The sequence below is a fragment of the Thalassobellus sediminis genome, assembly GCF_044386045.1.
Taxonomy (GTDB): domain Bacteria; phylum Bacteroidota; class Bacteroidia; order Flavobacteriales; family Flavobacteriaceae; genus Thalassobellus; species Thalassobellus sediminis.
This window is the reverse complement of the sequence record NZ_JBISCD010000040.1, coordinates 1,220,843-1,239,106: the sequence shown is the minus strand read 5'-3', so window position 1 is coordinate 1,239,106 and position 18,264 is coordinate 1,220,843. Positions and strand designations below refer to the sequence as shown.

General features: G+C 33.4%; 17 protein-coding genes and 1 riboswitch. All 17 genes read right to left on the bottom strand.

Translation table 11 applies throughout. The features are described from left to right. Window positions 1-3 precede the first annotated feature (3 nt). The 17 genes from ACH5TW_RS11970 to ACH5TW_RS11890 all read right to left on the bottom strand — a co-directional run bounded on the left by ACH5TW_RS11970 (window position 4) and on the right by ACH5TW_RS11890 (window position 18,239). Entirely contained in the window at window positions 4-1,101 is a 1,098-nt protein-coding gene (locus ACH5TW_RS11970; protein WP_439336741.1) for an acyloxyacyl hydrolase, read from the bottom strand. A 34-nt stretch (window positions 1,102-1,135) separates the two neighbouring features. Beyond that, window positions 1,136-2,092: a methylenetetrahydrofolate reductase [NAD(P)H] gene (gene metF, locus ACH5TW_RS11965; protein WP_439336740.1), complete on the bottom strand. Its 957-nt coding sequence runs from the start codon at window positions 2,090-2,092 to the stop codon at window positions 1,136-1,138. 43 nt (window positions 2,093-2,135) lie between these two features. Then, the gene (gene metH / locus ACH5TW_RS11960; RefSeq protein ID WP_439336739.1) at window positions 2,136-4,811 is read right to left on the bottom strand and encodes a methionine synthase; all 2,676 of its coding nucleotides are present in this window, start codon (window positions 4,809-4,811) and stop codon (window positions 2,136-2,138) included. Continuing rightward, window positions 4,811-5,815 (bottom strand): homocysteine S-methyltransferase family protein, encoded by a 1,005-nt coding sequence (locus ACH5TW_RS11955; protein ID WP_439336738.1) that lies wholly within the window; start codon window positions 5,813-5,815, stop codon window positions 4,811-4,813. Before ACH5TW_RS11955 ends, metH begins: the two co-directional genes overlap by 1 nt. A gap of 53 nt (window positions 5,816-5,868) precedes the next feature. Continuing rightward, window positions 5,869-5,983: riboswitch (SAM riboswitch) on the bottom strand. Window positions 5,984-6,085: 102 nt separating this feature from the next. Then, complete coding sequence (gene cysM, locus ACH5TW_RS11950; protein ID WP_439336737.1) at window positions 6,086-6,976, bottom strand: cysteine synthase CysM; 891 nt, start codon at window positions 6,974-6,976, stop codon at window positions 6,086-6,088. After that, a complete protein-coding gene (gene epsC / locus ACH5TW_RS11945; protein WP_439336736.1) occupies window positions 6,963-7,703 on the bottom strand; it encodes a serine O-acetyltransferase EpsC in 741 nt (246 codons plus the stop codon). The genes cysM and epsC overlap by 14 nt, the downstream gene beginning before the upstream one ends. Before the next feature lie 139 nt (window positions 7,704-7,842). Next, a complete protein-coding gene (locus tag ACH5TW_RS11940) occupies window positions 7,843-8,898 on the bottom strand; it encodes an NAD(P)/FAD-dependent oxidoreductase (RefSeq protein WP_439336735.1) in 1,056 nt (351 codons plus the stop codon). 21 nt (window positions 8,899-8,919) lie between these two features. Then, on the bottom strand, window positions 8,920-9,543 hold the full coding sequence (locus ACH5TW_RS11935) for a precorrin-2 dehydrogenase/sirohydrochlorin ferrochelatase family protein (protein ID WP_439336734.1): 624 nt from the start codon (window positions 9,541-9,543) through the stop codon (window positions 8,920-8,922). 1 nt (window position 9,544) lies between these two features. Further along, window positions 9,545-10,309 carry a uroporphyrinogen-III C-methyltransferase gene (gene cobA / locus ACH5TW_RS11930; RefSeq protein WP_439336733.1) on the bottom strand — a complete coding sequence of 255 codons (765 nt, stop codon included), beginning with the start codon at window positions 10,307-10,309 and terminating at the stop codon, window positions 9,545-9,547. 18 nt (window positions 10,310-10,327) lie between these two features. After that, entirely contained in the window at window positions 10,328-12,421 is a 2,094-nt protein-coding gene (locus tag ACH5TW_RS11925) for a ferredoxin-like domain-containing protein (protein ID WP_439336732.1), read from the bottom strand. Between the two features lie 48 nt (window positions 12,422-12,469). Next, a complete protein-coding gene (locus ACH5TW_RS11920) occupies window positions 12,470-13,717 on the bottom strand; it encodes a sulfate adenylyltransferase subunit 1 (protein WP_439336731.1) in 1,248 nt (415 codons plus the stop codon). 99 nt (window positions 13,718-13,816) lie between these two features. Further along, window positions 13,817-14,722 (bottom strand): sulfate adenylyltransferase subunit CysD, encoded by a 906-nt coding sequence (gene cysD / locus ACH5TW_RS11915; protein ID WP_439336730.1) that lies wholly within the window; start codon window positions 14,720-14,722, stop codon window positions 13,817-13,819. A gap of 53 nt (window positions 14,723-14,775) precedes the next feature. Continuing rightward, entirely contained in the window at window positions 14,776-15,396 is a 621-nt protein-coding gene (locus tag ACH5TW_RS11910; RefSeq protein WP_439336729.1) for a phosphoadenosine phosphosulfate reductase domain-containing protein, read from the bottom strand. Window positions 15,397-15,409: 13 nt separating this feature from the next. Further along, a complete protein-coding gene (locus tag ACH5TW_RS11905; RefSeq protein WP_237238496.1) occupies window positions 15,410-15,667 on the bottom strand; it encodes a DUF2061 domain-containing protein in 258 nt (85 codons plus the stop codon). Between the two features lie 168 nt (window positions 15,668-15,835). Further along, the gene (locus tag ACH5TW_RS11900; protein WP_439336728.1) at window positions 15,836-16,249 is read right to left on the bottom strand and encodes an RrF2 family transcriptional regulator; all 414 of its coding nucleotides are present in this window, start codon (window positions 16,247-16,249) and stop codon (window positions 15,836-15,838) included. A 24-nt stretch (window positions 16,250-16,273) separates the two neighbouring features. After that, on the bottom strand, window positions 16,274-17,059 hold the full coding sequence (locus tag ACH5TW_RS11895; protein ID WP_439336727.1) for a PhzF family phenazine biosynthesis protein: 786 nt from the start codon (window positions 17,057-17,059) through the stop codon (window positions 16,274-16,276). Window positions 17,060-17,063: 4 nt separating this feature from the next. Beyond that, window positions 17,064-18,239, bottom strand: coding sequence for a trans-sulfuration enzyme family protein (locus ACH5TW_RS11890; protein WP_439336726.1), 1,176 nt, complete (start codon window positions 18,237-18,239; stop codon window positions 17,064-17,066). Window positions 18,240-18,264 lie beyond the last annotated feature (25 nt).

Genomic DNA, 18,264 nt, shown 5'->3' with positions numbered 1-18,264 from the left:
GTTTTATAATCGAACTCCAATACCAAATTCAACAGCTTCCGCTTTAGCGCCATGCGTTTTAAGCGTTAACGCACCAAACCATTTATTAGTAAAATAACGTTTTAACCCAATTCTAGAATAAACTCTTCCTTCAAAATCAAACGGATAATACACATAATATCCTAATTGAGTAATTAATGAACTTTTATTAATAAATAGCTCATGACCTACAAAAACGCCAACACGTTTATAATCTTCATTTCCAGTCACATTTTCCTCTGGAAAAGAAACACTTTTATAATAAATAAGCTCCTTTAAAAAATTTGAAAAAAATACATCGGTTCCAAACTGCAAAGCACTTTTAACGCTAATACGCTTATCGGCATAAGCTGAAACTATATAAAATGGAAATTGCCCACTACCAACCACATCACTTTCATTTACACCTCCTCTAAACACCAAATTATATTTTATAGGTTGTGCAAATTTTTCTTTTACTCCTTCTAAAGTATTAACAAACTCTGGAATTTCATTATCTAAATCATATGTAACTCCAAGATTAAAAGCAATGGTATTTGTACTTGCATTTGGTGCTTTTACATTCGCATTAGAGTAATGAATTAGTGAAAAACCTGCCTGTATACCAAACCTATCTATAATGCGTTCCTTTTTATAATTAAGCATCATAAGTGTACTACTTAAAAGGTGTGACCCAAAAGCATAATTTCTATAATTATCGACTTTATCATAATGATGGGTAGTATAAGCAAGACCTTGAGCAATACGAAACATTAAATTTCGCTTTAAAAAATAGAAATTGTAATGTGCATATAATCCATAACTGCTTCCTAAAACATTATTCTTAAAATCTTGAGAAACAAATGTTGCTCCGTAATCAGGATAATTATAACGCTGCTCCCAATTATTAAAACCATATGTTTTTTTATTCCAACTTAAAATAACACCTTCTGGATGTCCTTGTACTAAATGAAGAATATCTGTATTATGAACTGCGATATTACCTTTAAAATAATTTACATCAATATATGACGTATGTTGTTTTTCTTGAGAAAAAACAAAAAATGATATTAAAAGTAAAACACTACTTAAAAATAACTTCATTAATATATTTAGATATAAAATGCTAAAGTATAAATTAAAACAATGCCGATGCTATAGCATGCACATTATCACTTTTTCCCATAGAATAATAATGTAAAAACGGTACACCAGCCTCTTTTAACTCTTTAGATTGTTGAATAGCAAACTCAATTCCTACTTGTCTTACAGCTTTATTATCTTTACACCCTTCAACAGCATTAATTAAATCTTCTGGTAAATCAATTTTAAATACCTGAGGTAATATTTGTAAATGACGTTTTACAGCAATAGGCTTTATACCTGGAATAATAGGCACATTAATGCCTGCTTCTTTGGCTTTTTCAACAAAATCAAAATACTTTTTATTATCAAAAAACATTTGAGTAACCACATAATCAGCTCCTGCATCTACTTTCTCTTTTAACCTTCTTAAATCGGTTTTTAAAGACGGTGCTTCCATATGTTTTTCAGGGTAACCTGCTACACCAATACAAAAATCGGCATTATGCTCAACCTTTACGTCGTCATGCAAATACTTTCCTTTGTTTAAATCACTAATTTGAGATACCAATTCGCTTGCAAAAGCATTTCCGCCAGCAACAGGTTTAAAATACGGTTCATCTTTCATCGAGTCGCCACGTAAAGCCATGACATTATCTAGCCCTAAATAATGACAATCAACCAATACATACTCAGTTTCTTCTTTTGTAAAACCACCACAAAGTAAATGCGGAATAGCATCTACACCATATTTGTGCATAATAGACGCACAAATACCAACCGTTCCTGGGCGCATACGTGTAATACGCTTATCTAGAAGCCCATTGCCTTTATCAATATAAATATATTCTTCTCTAGACGTTGTTACATCAATAAATGGCGGCTTAAACTCCATCAACGGATCTATATTATTATATAAATCTTGAATATTTTTCCCTTTTTTAGGAGGTATAACTTCAAAAGAAAATAATGTTTTCCCGTTTGCTTTTTTTATGTGATCTGTTACTTTCATTTATGCTGAATTTATTTCAGTATCTTTTAACTATATTTTATTTTTATTCCTCAGCTAAATTAGGATGCAACCATTTTCTAGCTTTATCTTTCCCAATACCTTTTCTAACGGCATAATCTGTTACTTGGTCATCTGTAATTTTGCCCAAACCAAAATACTTAGCTTCAGGATTACCAAAATAATATCCTGAAACTGCTGCAGCTGGCCACATGGCTAAACTTTCGGTTAAAGTAACACCTATTATTTTTTCAACCTCCAACAATTCCCAAATCGTTTCTTTCTCTAAATGATCTGGACATGCTGGATATCCTGGTGCAGGACGAATTCCTTTATAACTTTCTTTAATTAAATCATCATTAGTTAAGTTTTCATCAGAATCATACCCCCAATGTTTCGTTCTTACTTGTTTATGTAAATATTCGGCTAAAGCTTCGGCAAAACGATCGGCAATGGCTTGTGCCATAATGGCGTTATAATCATCTTCTTTGGCTTTATAACTATCAGCTAATTCTTGTGCTCCAAAAACAGCCACACAAAAAGCGCCCATATAATCAGTCTTTCCTGTGTCCTTTGGTGCAATAAAATCAGATAAAGCTATATTTGGAATACCATCTCTTTTCTTTAATTGCTGACGCAAGGTTCTAAACACAGCAACTTCTTTTCCTTTTTTCTGAACAGAAATATCATCCTCGTTAATAGAATTTGCTTCAAACAATCCAAAAACAGCTCTAGGCTTTAATAATTGCTTCGCAATAATTTCTTTTATCATCGCTTGAGCATCTTTAAATAACTCAGAAGCTTGTTCTCCTACAACGGCATCGGTTAAAATATTAGGATATTTACCATGTAAATCCCAACTTCTAAAAAACGGACTCCAATCAATAAAAGGTTCTAATTCCTTTAAACTTAATTGTTTTAACATCTGCACTCCTAATTCTTTAGGCTTTACAATTTCAGACGTATCCCAATCAATTTTAAACTTTTTTCGTCTTGCTTCTGCTATCGATATATACGATTTCTCTTTGCCTCGTTTTAAAAACTTAGTTCGAAACTCATCGTAATCCTTCTTCATTTTAGCCACATATTTATGCGACGTTTTCTTATTCAATAAATCGCCAACCACAGTAACTGCTCTTGATGCATCATTAACATGAACTACTGCATTTTTATACTGCGTATCAATTTTAACAGCTGTATGTGCTTTTGATGTTGTTGCACCTCCTATAAGCAAAGGCACATTAAAATCTTGACGTTGCATTTCTTTTGCCAAATAAACCATTTCATCAAGTGATGGCGTAATTAAACCTGACAAACCAATAGCATCTACACGCTCACTTATTGCTGTTTCAATAATTTTTTCTGGTGGTACCATAACGCCTAAATCAACAATCTCGTAATTGTTGCATGCCAATACCACACTCACAATATTTTTACCAATATCATGAACATCGCCTTTTACAGTGGCCATTAAAATTTTACCAACAGGCTCTTGTTTATCGCCTTTTTCAGCTTCAATAAACGGATTTAAATAAGCAACTGCTTTTTTCATGACACGTGCCGATTTCACTACCTGTGGCAAGAACATTTTTCCTGCTCCAAACAAATCGCCAACTACGTTCATTCCAATCATTAAGTGCCCTTCAATAACCTCAATAGGTTTAGCAGCTACTTGTCTTGCTTCCTCTACATCTTCAATAATATAAGCATCAATTCCTTTAACTAAAGCATGGGTAATTCTATCTTGAACAGGATTTTCTCTCCAAGATAAATCAACCGCTTTTTCCGCTTTAGAACCTTTTACCGTTTCTGCAAAATCTAATAATCGTTCCGTTGCATCGTCTCTTCTGTCTAAAATAACATCTTCAACATGTTCTAATAAATCTTTAGGAATGTCATCATACACTTCTAAAAGTGCAGGATTTACAATACCCATATTCATACCTGCTTGAATCGCATAATATAAAAACACTGAATGCATGGCTTCGCGAACACCATTATTTCCTCTAAATGAAAAAGACACGTTACTTACACCTCCACTTACACTTACATTGGGCAAATTTTCGCGTACCCAACGTGTTGCTTCAATAAAATCGATAGCATTTCTTCGGTGTTCTTCCATGCCTGTTGCGACAGGAAATATATTTAAATCGAAAATAATATCTTCCGAAGGAAAACCTACTTCGTTTACTAAAACATCATACGATCGTTTTGCAATTTCTATTCTTCTATCATAGTTATCGGCTTGTCCAACTTCATCAAAAGCCATCACTATAACAGCAGCACCATAACGTTTAATTTGTTTAGCTTCCCAAATAAATTTGTCTTCACCTTCTTTTAAAGAAATTGAATTCACCACACATTTACCTTGCACGACTTGTAATCCTGCCTCAATAATTTCCCATTTAGAGCTATCAATCATCATAGGAACCCGACTAATATCTGGTTCGGCAGCAATTAAATTTAGAAAACGCACCATAGACTCTTTTCCATCTATAAGGCCGTCATCCATGTTGATATCGACAATTTGTGCGCCACCATCTACCTGATGACGCGCGATATCAAGAGCCTCATCAAATTTCTCTTCTTTTATTAATCGTAAAAACTTTCGAGAACCTGCTACATTAGTACGCTCACCAATGTTTATAAAATTACTGTTTTCGTTTAGAATCAAAGGTTCTAAACCAGACAGCTTCATATATTTTGTTTGCTTCACTTTCATTAATCTATCGTTTCTAGCGTTTTTCTTGGTTTATATTTAGCTGCGATATCTGCAATTACTTTAATATGTTCTGGACTTGTACCACAACAACCGCCAATAATATTTATTAAATCTTTCTTTAAATATTCTTCTATTTGATCTCCCATTTCTTCTGGAGTTTCATCGTATTCTCCAAAAGCATTAGGTAAGCCTGCATTAGGATGTGCCGAAATTCCGAAATCTGTTTTATTAGCAATGGCTTCTAAATGCGGTTGCAATAAATTTGCTCCCAATGCACAGTTAAATCCAATAGTTAATAACGGAATATGGGATACTGAAATTAAAAATGCTTCGGCTGTTTGCCCAGATAAGGTTCTACCAGAAGCATCGGTAATCGTACCACTTAACATGATAGGAATATCTATTCCTCTTTCATCTTTTACTTCTTCAATAGCAAACAATGCGGCTTTAGCATTCAAGGTATCGAACACCGTTTCAACCAACAACAAATCAACACCTCCATCAACTAAAGCTTCTACTTGTTGTTTGTATGCAATACGTAATTCATCAAAAGTTACAGCTCTATAACCTGGATCATTCACATCTGGCGACATGCTTGCCGTACGGTTTGTTGGCCCTATTGAACCTGCTACAAAACGTGGTTTGTTTGGTTCTTTCTTTGTGAATTCGTCTGCAACTTCTTTTGCAATTTTAGCCGATTGAAAATTAAGTTCATATACCAAATCTTCCATTTGGTAATCTGCCATAGCAATGGTAGTTCCTGAAAACGTATTGGTTTCAACAATATCAGCTCCAGCTTCAAAATATTTACCATGAATGGTTTTAATCGCTTCTGGTTGGGTAATAGACAATAAATCGTTATTACCTTGCAATGGCGTTGGATAATCTTTAAAGCGTTCGCCTCTAAAATCTTCTTCGGTAAATTTATAAGCTTGTAACATAGTACCCATAGCACCGTCTAGCACTAAAATACGTTCTTGTAAAGCTTGTTTTATGTTTGACATTTTTTTGATAATTTATATCTGTATGTCGTCAAGAAAAGTAAAAGAAACACTTTTCGTTATCTTTCCAATAACCAATTAAATTATTAGTAGAATTTAGCACCTTCTTTACAAGATAAAGGGTTGCCAAGGTTTCAACGGGTCTAGTCCCTCTACCTTTCTTGATAACATTATTAATACGTTTATGAACTAGCGAACAAAAATACTAACTATATTTTTGTTTTCCTTATTCTACAAGGTCTTTTTTACTTGCAAGATTATCTAATTTGAAATCTATTCGAATAAAGAAGATGATAAATACCGATCACCTCTATCGCAAATAATGGCGACTATAACACCTTTTTCGATTGACTTTGCTATTTCTAAAGCACAAAACACAGATCCTCCACTACTCATGCCTGCAAAAACACCTTCTTCTTTTGCTAAACGCTGTGTTGTTTTTCTAGCATCTTCCTCACTTACATCAACTACAACATCGACTTTAGAGCGATTGAAAAACTTAGGCACATAATCTGGCGACCATTTTCTTATCCCCGGAATTCTTGCGCCATCGGCAGGTTGCGCTCCAACAATAGAGATCCTTTTATTTTTTTCTTTTAAAAAGGTAGAAGTTCCCATAATAGTTCCTGTAGTCCCCATAGCCGATACAAAATGTGTTACTTCACCTTCTGTATCTCTCCATATTTCAGGGCCTGTGGTTTTGTAATGCGCTTTCCAGTTATCGTCATTTTCAAACTGATTCAACAAGATATACCCTTTTTCATCTCGTAATTTAAAAGCTAAATCTCTAGAACCTTCAATACCAACATCGGCAGAAGTTAATATAACCTCAGCTCCATAAGCACGCATGGTTTTCACGCGTTCTACGGTAGAGTTCTCAGGCATTATTAGAACCATATTTAATCCTAGTAATTGTGCTATAAACGCCAATGCAATACCTGTATTTCCGCTAGTGGCTTCCACTAATGTGCCTCCTTTATTAATATCGCCTCGCTTTAAAGCCTCACTAATCATATTAAAAGCAGCACGATCTTTTACACTACCTCCAGGGTTGTCGCCTTCTAGTTTCAAAAATAATCGAACTCCTTTTTTATTTAAAATATGACTTGCTTCAACAATAGGTGTATTACCAATTTGATCAAGTATTGTTTTACCGTATGCCATTCTTCTTGGGTCTTATTTTTATTTCAGTTTGATAGGTAACCAACGAATTTTCTGGAACAGATTGGGTAATCCAAACATTAGCTCCAATAGTACTATTTGCTCCAATAACTATGTCGCCACCCAAAATAGTAGCATTGGCATAAATACATACATTATCTTCAATAGTTGGATGCCTTTTAACTTTAGCTAAATCTTTACTAACCTGAATACCTCCTAATGTAACTCCCTGATATATTTTAACCTGTTTGCCTATTATTGATGACTCGCCAATTACAATCCCTGTTCCGTGATCTATATAAAACGATTCACCAATAGTGGCTCCTGGATGAATATCTATACCCGTAATACCATGAATATATTCACTCATCATTCTTGGTAAAATATAAACATCTAAATTATAAAGTGCATGACTTAATCTAAAGATAGAAATAGCATAAAAACCTGGATATGCCATATAAATCTCAGCTAAAGAATGTGATGCAGGATCGTTATTTTCAAAAGCAATAGCGTCAAGATCTAACTGTTGCCTGATCCCAGGAAGCTCATCTTTAAATGTCTTCCAAATAGCATCGCCATTTTCTATTTCTAATTTAGAAAGTATTTTAAGAAAAGTTTTTTCTAAATATTCGCCATGAGCTTCTTCTTGCTCACAATCAAACAATGAATAGAACAACTTTTTAGTAAACGTTTTAACCGTATCTTTTAAACAAACATTATAACTTTTCATCTTTATAATTTGTTATGAAATTTGATTTATAAAAGTAAAACTTATCCTTGTAAATTCCACTTTTATTAAATATTAAATCCTACAAGGCTTTAAAACCTTGCAGGATTGAACTTCTTAAGTCGTTTATTTATGCTAATCCTTAACTAATAGCTTGAACAACTGCTTTTGGCGCTTCTTTACGAGAACCATCAAAACCATCAATACCACTAACCGTTGTATATTTTAAAACGTATTTTTTTCCTGGATTAATAATTTGATAAGCTGCTTGACACATTATAGTAGCTTCATGAAAACCACAAAGAATTAACTTTAATTTACCTGGATAAAAATTACCATCTCCAATTGCAAATATTCCTGGAATATTAGTTTGATAATCTAATGCATTATTAACTTTTATAGCATTTTTTTCAATTTCTAATCCCCAATTAGCAATAGGTCCTAATTTAGGAGACAACCCAAATAATGGAATAAAATGATCTGTTTTTAAAACAACAGGATCTTCATCTTTTTTCTTGATTTCAATAGCTTCAACCTTACCATCACCTATAATATCAGTAACTTCAGCAGGTGTAATTAAATTAATTTTTCCTGCATTTTTTAGTTCCTGTACTTTCTCAACAGAATCTAAATGTCCTCTAAACTCGTTACGTCTATGGATAAGTGTTACACTTTTTGCAACGTCTGATAAAAAGATACTCCAATCTAATGCAGAATCGCCACCACCAGCAATTACAACATCTTTACCACGATATATTTCTGGTTCTTTTATCATATATTCCACACCCTTATCTTCATATTTAGCAAGATTTTCAAGTTGTGGTTTTCTAGGTTCAAAACTTCCTAAACCGCTAGCAATTGCTACTACAGGCGCTTGATGCTGCGTACCCTTATTTGTAGTTACAATAAAAGTACCGTCTTCTTGTTTTTCAACAGTTTCTGCACGCTCACCTAAGGTAAAACCAGGCTCAAACTGTTTACCTTGCTCTAATAAATTCTTAGTTAAATCGCCTGCTAATATTTCTGGAAAACCAGGAATATCATAAATAGGTTTTTTAGGATATAACTCTGAACATTGTCCACCAGGTTGTGGTAATGCATCAATTAAATGGCATTTTAGTTTTAATAATCCAGCTTCGAATACTGTAAATAATCCTGTTGGTCCCGCACCAATTATTATTATATCTGTTTTAATCATTTCTGCTATTCTTTTAACAACTTATTTTTTTTCAATTAATCCTTTGGTAAATTCATTTAGCGTTTCCACTTTTTGTTCGAAATCACCTTTTATTGTTTTTCTATATTCGTTTAAATTCTTAACCAAATCGTCTACATTTTCTGGAATAACATCCTCGAAAAACTGACGTAATCGTTTGGCTGTTGTTGGTGACTTTCCGTTTGTACTAATAGCCACTTTTACATTGCCTTTTGTAACAATACCTCCCATATAAAAATCGCAATATGGTGGATTATCTGCTACATTTACTAAAATACTTTTTTTACGACAATGTTTATGAACTTTAACGTTTACTTCTGGTACATCGGTCGTTGCTACAACCATATGCTTTCCTTTTAAATATCTTTTTCTGTACTTACCTTTAACTAAAGTAACGCATCCTTTCTTTGCAAGTGCTATAGTCCCGCCTCTAAACATTGGAGACACCATAGTGACATGCGCATCTGGACTCGATTTTAAAAGAAACGTTAATTTCTCTTCAGCTACATTTCCACCACCAACAATAAGAACATTTAAGCTTTTAGTTTTTAGAAAAATAGGATATAAATTATTCCTTTCTTCCTCAACTAAATTTGATTCTTTTATTTTATCCGTTTCAGCTAGCATACTACAGGTTTTTTTTAACCTCTTCGAAAACTGATGTTAATACAGCTCTTTCTTTCACCACATCTCCAATAACTATAATTGCTGGATTAGCTAATTGCTTTTCTGCAACAATTTGCTCAATAGTAGCAATCGTTCCAATGCCAACATTTTCGTTATCTCTAGTACCGTTTTGAATAATAGCTACAGCAACATCTTGCTTATTTTCTTCTGAAAAAATCTTTACAATTTCACCCAGTTTACTCATACCCATTAAAATAACAACCGTAGCTGTAGATTTAGCTGCTAAAAGCACATCGCCAGATAATTGATGCTTTTTTGTTGTACCAGTAATAACCCAAAAACTTTCTGAAGCACCACGCTTTGTTACAGGAATACCTTGGGATGCCGGAACTGCCATAGACGATGAAATACCAGGAACCACAAAAGTTTCTAAACCAAACTGTCTTACATAATCAATCTCTTCTGCGCCGCGTCCAAAAATAAAAGGATCTCCGCCTTTTAAACGTACCACATGTCCCTTTTCTTTTGCTTTAGAAACAATAAGTTCGTTTATCTGATCTTGCTGAAATGCATAACATCCTTTTCGTTTACCCACAAATATTAATTCCGCATCATTATTAGCATACTCTAATAAAGCTTCATTAATAAGCGCATCGTAAAGCACTACATTGGCAGACTTAATTGCTTTAATTGCTTTAAGCGTAATTAAATCGACATCTCCTGGTCCTGCGCCTACTACTGTTAGCTTTGGGGTTTTTAAACTCATTCTTGTTTTTTAACTTACTTATACTAGCTTACTTTGCTCAACTTCTCTGTAAGCTCTAACTGCTGCTAAAAACTTATTTGAACTATCTATATAATTTACTGCAAAATCTTTTGTTGGTGCATTCTTATTAATTTGATAAATCAATTCAGAAAACGACGTTCCTAAATCAATTTTCCCTCCTTCAACAAAAAGTTCATCAAACTGAGTAATAATTCCAGCATGTGTATTTGTCTTTTTGTTTTCTGCTAATAATAACGCTTTCGCGGAATTAACTAACGATTGATAAGCATAATAAATAGCTCCCGAATACACGCCATTTTCAAAGGCTTCTTTAGCGTTTTCAATTTTCTCTTCACTTTCAAAAAACAAAGTTGCAATTAAATCGATAACAACACCAGCACATTCTCCAATTCCTATTTCCTTAACATATTTTTCTTCTTCCCCCCAATCGATAAAATCTTCTTGAGTTAAATTAGTAACGTCTTGTAAATCATTTAAAAAATCGTAAAAATACTTTTCACCTTTTTCTTTATAATATTCTACAAATGGTTTTCCATTAGCATTCGCTTCAAAATCATTTAAAATAAGTCTTAAAGCTTCAGGACCTCTTTTACTTGGTACTTTTACTACTTTATCAGCAAAGGCAGCGTTTCCATCTCCTAAATTTCCACCACCCAATAAAACTTGTAACGCTGGCGCTACTAATTTATCTGGTGTTCTAACTGTCATACCTTGAAAACCTATGTTTGCCATATTGTGCTGACCACAAGCATTCATACAACCACTAATCTTTATAACGAGATCTTCGTTTTTTAAATATTGTGGGTATTCTGCTTTAATAACACGCTCCAATTCTTCAGCAATTCCTGTACTACTTGCAATACCTAAATTACAAGTATCTGTACCTGGACACGCTGTAATATCGACTGCTTTATTATAACCAGCTTCTACAAATCCTAACTTCTCTAATTCTGTGTAGAAAAATGGCACTAAATCTTCCTTTACAAAAGGAATAACTATATTTTGACGTAATGTTAAACGTACTTCGCCAGCGGCATACTTATCAACTAAATCTGCTAATAAACGTGCTTTATCTGTATAAAAATCGCCTAACAAGACTTTAATTCCTATAGCAACATACCCTACTTGTTTTTGAGGAATAATATTTGTTGATTTCCATAAATCGAACGCTGCTTGATCTTTAATCTCTACTTTTGGAGCTTCAACCGAAACTGGTTTTGAAGCTTCATAAGCATCAGCATTAATAGCAACACTTTTAAACTCAATAGCTTTTTGTTCTTCAGCAATCAATTTTTTAAAAGCATCTAATCCAATATCTTTTAATAAGAATTTCATTCTCGCTTTCGCACGACTTTTACGTTCACCATAACGGTCGAAAACTCTTAAAACACCTTCCATAATTGGAATAATTTTATCGGTTTCAACAAAATCGAACAACACATCTGCATGACGTGGTTGTGAACCAAGACCACCAGCTACCATAACTTTAAAACCGCGAACACCGTTTTGTATTTTGGCAATATAACCAATATCGTGCAGATAAGACAATCCTGTATCTTCATCTGTTGAAGAAAAAGAAACTTTAAATTTACGTCCCATTTCTTGACAAATAGGGTTACGTAAAAAGAATTTATATAAGGCATCTGCATAAGGCGATACATCAAACGGTTCGTTTACATCAATCCCCGCCGTTTCAGAAGCTGTTACATTTCTTACTACATTACCACAAGCTTCACGTAAAGTAACTTCATCTTTCTCTAATTCAGACCAAAGCTCAGGTGTTCTATCTAAATCGACATAGTGAATTTGAATATCTTGACGGGTTGTAATGTGTAAACGACCACGAGAATATTCATCAGACACTTCAGAAATTCTACGCAATTGGTTACTTTTTAATTTTCCGTAAGGTATTTTAATACGAATCATTTGCACGCCTTCTTGACGCTGACCGTAAACACCTCGAGCTAAACGAAGACTTCTAAATTTTTCCTCGTCAATTTTACCATTATGAAATAGCTCAATTTTATTTGCTAATTCTATGATATCCTTTTGAACAATTGGATTTTCTATTTCTGTTTCAAAACTTTGCATAATATACCTGACCTTCTCTTTACTTGAAAAGAATTTTTAATTATTTTTTTACTGAATAAAACCTGCTCCAACCGTGTTGTTTGATTGTGGATCGATTAAAATGAAAGAACCATTCGTTCTATGATTTTTAAATTGATCGTAAAAAATTGGTTTATTTAATTTAAAGGATACTGATGCAATATCATTAACTCCTAACGATGTTGCTTCTGTATCTATACCAGAATAATCTGGATGAATTTTATGATTAATGCTATCAACTTTTGCTAACACCTTGTTAACCCCATGTTGTACAATATATTTACCACCAACGCTTAAATTGTCTGAATCCATCCAACATACATTTGCTGTGAATTGTTTATCGATAGTTGGCAAATCGCCTTCTTTAACAATCATATCACCACGACTTACATTAATATCATTTTCTAAAGTAATAGTTACAGATGAACGTCTAGAAGCCGTTTCATACTTTTCATCATAGAAATAAATATCTTTTATTTTAGATCTTGTTTTTGATGGTAACACAATAATATCGTCACCAACACTTAAATTACCACCATAAACTTTACCTGCATATCCTCTATAATCATGAAAATCTTCAGTTTTTGGACGAATTACATATTGTACTGGAAAACGCGGTGTACCTACATTAAAAATATCAGCTTTATCTAAATCTTCTAAATGTTGAAGTAAAGCGTCACCTGTATACCAAGGCATTTTATCAGTTTTATTTACTACATTATCACCTTTTAAAGCACTTACAGGAATGAATGTTATTTTTTGATCTTGATAATCTCTTTTACTCATTAATTCAGAAAAATCAGCCTTAATTTTATTATAAGTTTCTTCTGAATAATCAACTAAATCCATTTTATTAATAGCCACAACCACATCTTTAACTCTTAATAAGTTATTGATGAAAAAGTGACGATTGGTTTGCTCAATCACACCTTTTCTAGCATCAATTAAAATGATAGACGCTTGGGATGTTGAAGCTCCTGTTACCATATTACGCGTATATTCTACGTGACCTGGTGTATCTGCAATAATGTAACTTTTCTTTTTTGTTGAAAAATAAATATGCGCTACATCGATAGTAATACCTTGTTCTCTTTCGGCAACCAAACCATCTGTTGCTAAAGAAAAATCCAAGTAATCGTATCCACGTTGTTTACTTGTTTTCTCAATAGCTTCTAACTTATCTGAAGTCAATGATTTTGTATCGTAAAGAATACGTCCTATTAACGTACTTTTCCCATCATCTACACTTCCTGCGGTTGCAATTTTTAATACTTCCATACTTTTTATGCTGTTGGCTTTTAGCTTTTGGCTACGGGCCTAATTTTTAATTCGTTTTAAAAGATTTCCGCCTTCGCGGAAATGACCAAAATTGATATTTTAGAAATACCCTTGTTGTTTACGTTTCTCCATGGCTGCTTCAGATCGTTTATCATCAATACGCGCACCACGTTCTGAAATAGTAGAATCTCTAATCTCTTCTACAACTTTAGATATTGTTGAAGCATCTGACAATACAGCTGCTGTACAACTCATATCTCCCACAGTTCTAAAACGAACCATTTCTTCTATTACTTCTTCATTCTCATCTCTATAAACAACCTCATCTTCAGCAGACCAAATCATACCATCTCTTAAGAATACTTTACGTTTATGAGCGAAGTAAATTGAAGGGATTTCAATAGTTTCTCTTTCTATATAAGACCAAACATCTAATTCTGTCCAATTTGAAATAGGAAACACACGTACATTTTGCCCATGTTCTATATCGCCATTCAACATATCGAACAACTCTGGTCTTTGGTTTTTCTCATCCCATTGTCCAAAATCGTCACGTACTGAAAAAATACGTTCTTTTGCTCTTGCCTTTTCTTCATCGCGACGTGCGCCACCAATACAAGCATCAAATTTAAATTCTTCAATAGCATCAAGAAGCGTTGTTGTTTGCAACATATTTCTACTTGCATAACGACCAGATTCTTCTTTTACTTTTCCTTCATCAATAGAATCTTGAACATTACGAACAATTAATTCTAAACCTAATTCTTTACATAAACGGTCTCTGAATTCAATAGTTTCTGGGAAGTTATGACCTGTATCAATATGCATTAAAGGAAAGGGTACTTTTGCTGGGTAAAAAGCCTTAACAGCTAATCTTACCAAAGTAATAGAATCTTTTCCTCCTGAAAATAACAACACTGGTTTTTCAAACTGTGCAGCTACCTCTCTCATAATGTATATAGCTTCGTTTTCAAGCGAATTTATATGTGATGTATCTTTATTCATAATCTTATTTTAATTTCCGCGAAAGCGAAAACAGTTTTCTTTATTATATTCGTTTAAGCGTGTAAACCACACTCTCTATTTTCTAATGCTTTTGTTGGATCGAAGTATTTAAACTCGTTTGGCAAGTTGTTTTCTTCTAAATACGTATCTAGTTTTTCATCTGCCCAATAGTAAAACGGACTTACTTTTAAAACACCGTCTTTACTCAGGCTGAAAATACCAATACTATTTCTAAAAGCTGTTTGCCCTTGACGTAAATTTGTGAACCAAACTTTAGGCTTATGCTCATCCATAGCACGTTTAAAAGGCTCTAACTTTACTTGTTCTGTAAACAAAGCGTGTTCTGGAGCATCTACACTTGGAATTCCCATAACTACATCTCTATGAGACGATGTTTGTTTTGGCACATATAAAAACACATTCAAGTCTAAATCTTTAATAACTTGTTCTGCATGTCTATATGTTTGTGGTGTATTATAACCTGTATCACACCAAATTACAGCTGTTTTAGTTTTTACGGAATTAACAGCATGTAAAATTGCTGCTTCGTAAGGTCTAAAATTTGTAGTAACTACCGCTTCATTGCTAAGTTCGAACGCTTTCTGAATAATTTCTGAAGGTGACGCTTTTTCAAAGCTTTTATTTAATTCGTCTATTTGATTTTCTGTAAACATCTCTTTCTATATCTTATTTACCCCATTTAACAATATTCCAAGCGCGCTCATGGAAAAAATACAAAATCAGTTTTGTTATAAAATCTACAGAAGCTATAGAAGCAGCGAGTGTAATATCTTGTGCCAAAACAAAAGAAACAGCCAAGGTATCTAAGGTCCCTACAACTCTCCAACTAAGTGCTTTTGCTACACTTCTAATTGGTTTTTCACCAACGCTATCCTCTTTATATGTAGACTTTTCTTTATTTTTTAATAACATTTGCGCTATCATTTGTCGTTGTATTACATTAATCCTACCGATTTAGTAGGGATTACAAATGTAAAACATTTTATAACATAAAAAAGATATTTAACAACTTTTTAGAATAATGGAATGTTTTTAGGATAAACCGAAGAAAACAAATTAAAAAATGAGTTTATTTTGAGAAATTAGCAACTTTTATGTGGCAGACAAATCGGCTAGCGTTGTGTTTCTAAACACTTTAAGCGTACTATCTCTTACTTGTATCATGAGTTTATTGACGCTACACAAGTTTTCATTTGGGCAATCGTCGCACTTTTCATAAAAATTTAAACTTACACAAGGCACCATTGCAATGGGACCTTCAAGAACGCGCATAACATCTGTCATTAAAATTTCTGAAGGATCATTTCTTAAATAATAACCCCCATGTTTTCCTTTTTTAGATCCTAAAACACCTGCCTTTCTTAAGGTAAGCAATATACTTTCTAAAAATTTTTGTGGAATTTGTTCGCTTTTAGCAATTTCACCAACTTGCACCGGAGCATCTCCTTCACTTCTAGCAATAAATGTAAGTGCTTTTAATCCGTATTTTGTTTTTTTAGATAGCATTCTGCTAATATATAATTATTTTAATTACATCCACTCCATAAGAAGTTCAGACATAATAACACAATTTCCTTTTAATAAAACTCTATTATTCTCTATCAATTCACAGGAAACTAAACCGCCTCGTTTTGATGCTTGATAACCAATTACACTTTTTTGGTTTAATTTTTCTCCCCACAAATTGGCTAAATAACAATGTGCCGACCCTGTTACTGGGTCTTCATTAATTCCCATTGCTGGACCAAAAAAACGAGATACAAAATCGTATTCCTTAGACTTTGCAGTAATAACAAACATCTTTTTAGTGTGCTTTAGCAAAAGATTAAAATTGGGTTTCAAATTATAAACAGAACTTTCATCATTTAACTGAACAATACACCAATCGTTATCTTCATAAATAGCCAAAGGCTTTTCATTTAAAAAGGCTTCTATAATATCGTCTTTTTGATTGAAAGGTTTTAAATTTCCTAATGGAAAATCCATTATTAATTCTTCGCCCTGCTTTTCAACTTTTAAAAGTCCACTTTTGGTTTCAAATTCAAGAACAGAATCTTTTACATCATATTTATCGAATAAAATTTTAGCTGTTGCTAACGTAGCGTGTCCGCAAAGATCGACTTCAATAGTCGGCGTAAACCACCTTAAATTATACCTGCCATTTTCTGGATACACAAAAGCGGTTTCGGCTAAATTCATTTCCTGAGCGATATCAATATAATCTTCTACAGGAAGTGCTTTTTCTAAAACACAAACCGCTGCAGGGTTTCCTTTAAAAGGTATATCTGTAAAAGCATCTACCGTGAAAAGTCTCATAATATTATATACTTAAAGCTTGCTCCAAATCTTGAATAATATCATCTACATGTTCCAAACCAACAGACACTCTAACCAAGCCATCAGTAATATTAACAGCTAACCTGCTTTCTTCACCTAAACTATGGTGTGTTGTTGATGCTGGATGTGTTACAATAGTTCGAGTATCGCCTAAATTAGCAGATAATGAACACATTTTAATAGCATTTAAAAACTTACGACCCGCTTCAACACCTCCTTTAACTTCAAAAGCAACAATATTACCTCCAAGTTTCATTTGTTTTTTTGCTACTTCATACTGTGGATGCGATTTTAAAAATGGATATTTTACCCAATTTACATTCGCATGGCTTTCTAAAAACTCAGCGACTTTTAAAGCATTTTCACAATGCCTATCGACTCTAACCGACAATGTTTCTAAACTTTTAGACAGCGTCCACGCATTAAATGGTGATAATGCTGGCCCTGTATTTCTTGCAAATAAATAAATTTCTCTAATTAAATCTGCACGACCAACAGTTACGCCTCCTAAAACACGTCCTTGACCATCCATTAATTTGGTTGCAGAGTGTATTACCAAATCGGCACCATACTTTATTGGCTGTTGCAAATAAGGTGTTGCAAAACAGTTATCTATAATTAAAATTAAATTATGCTTTTTAGCAATATCTCCTAATAATTCTAAATCGATAATATCGATTGCTGGATTTGTTGGAGACTCCGCGTATAAAATCTTTGTTTTTGGAGTAATAAAACTTTCAATAGTTTCTGGTTCGTTAATATCAAAATAACTGGTAGTAATACCCCATTTTGGTAAAAACTTTGTAAACATAGTATGTGTTGAACCAAAAACCGAACGTGCTGACACAATATGATCTCCACTTTCTAATAAAGCTGCAAAGGTTGAAAATATAGCAGACATACCCGTTGCAAAAGCATAACCGCTTTCAGCACCTTCCATTTTACAAACTTTATCTACAAATTCCGTAGTATTAGGGTTTGTAAAACGACTGTAAATATTACGCTCTTTTTCTTCTGTAAACGAAGCACGCATATCTTCAGCATCTTCAAAAACAAAACTTGATGTTAAGTATAATGGACTTGTATGTTCTAAAGATTCTGTACGTTCTAATTGTGTACGAATTGCTTCTGTTTCGAAATGTTTATTCTCCTTGCTCACTTTTCTATATATTATACTTTTACGT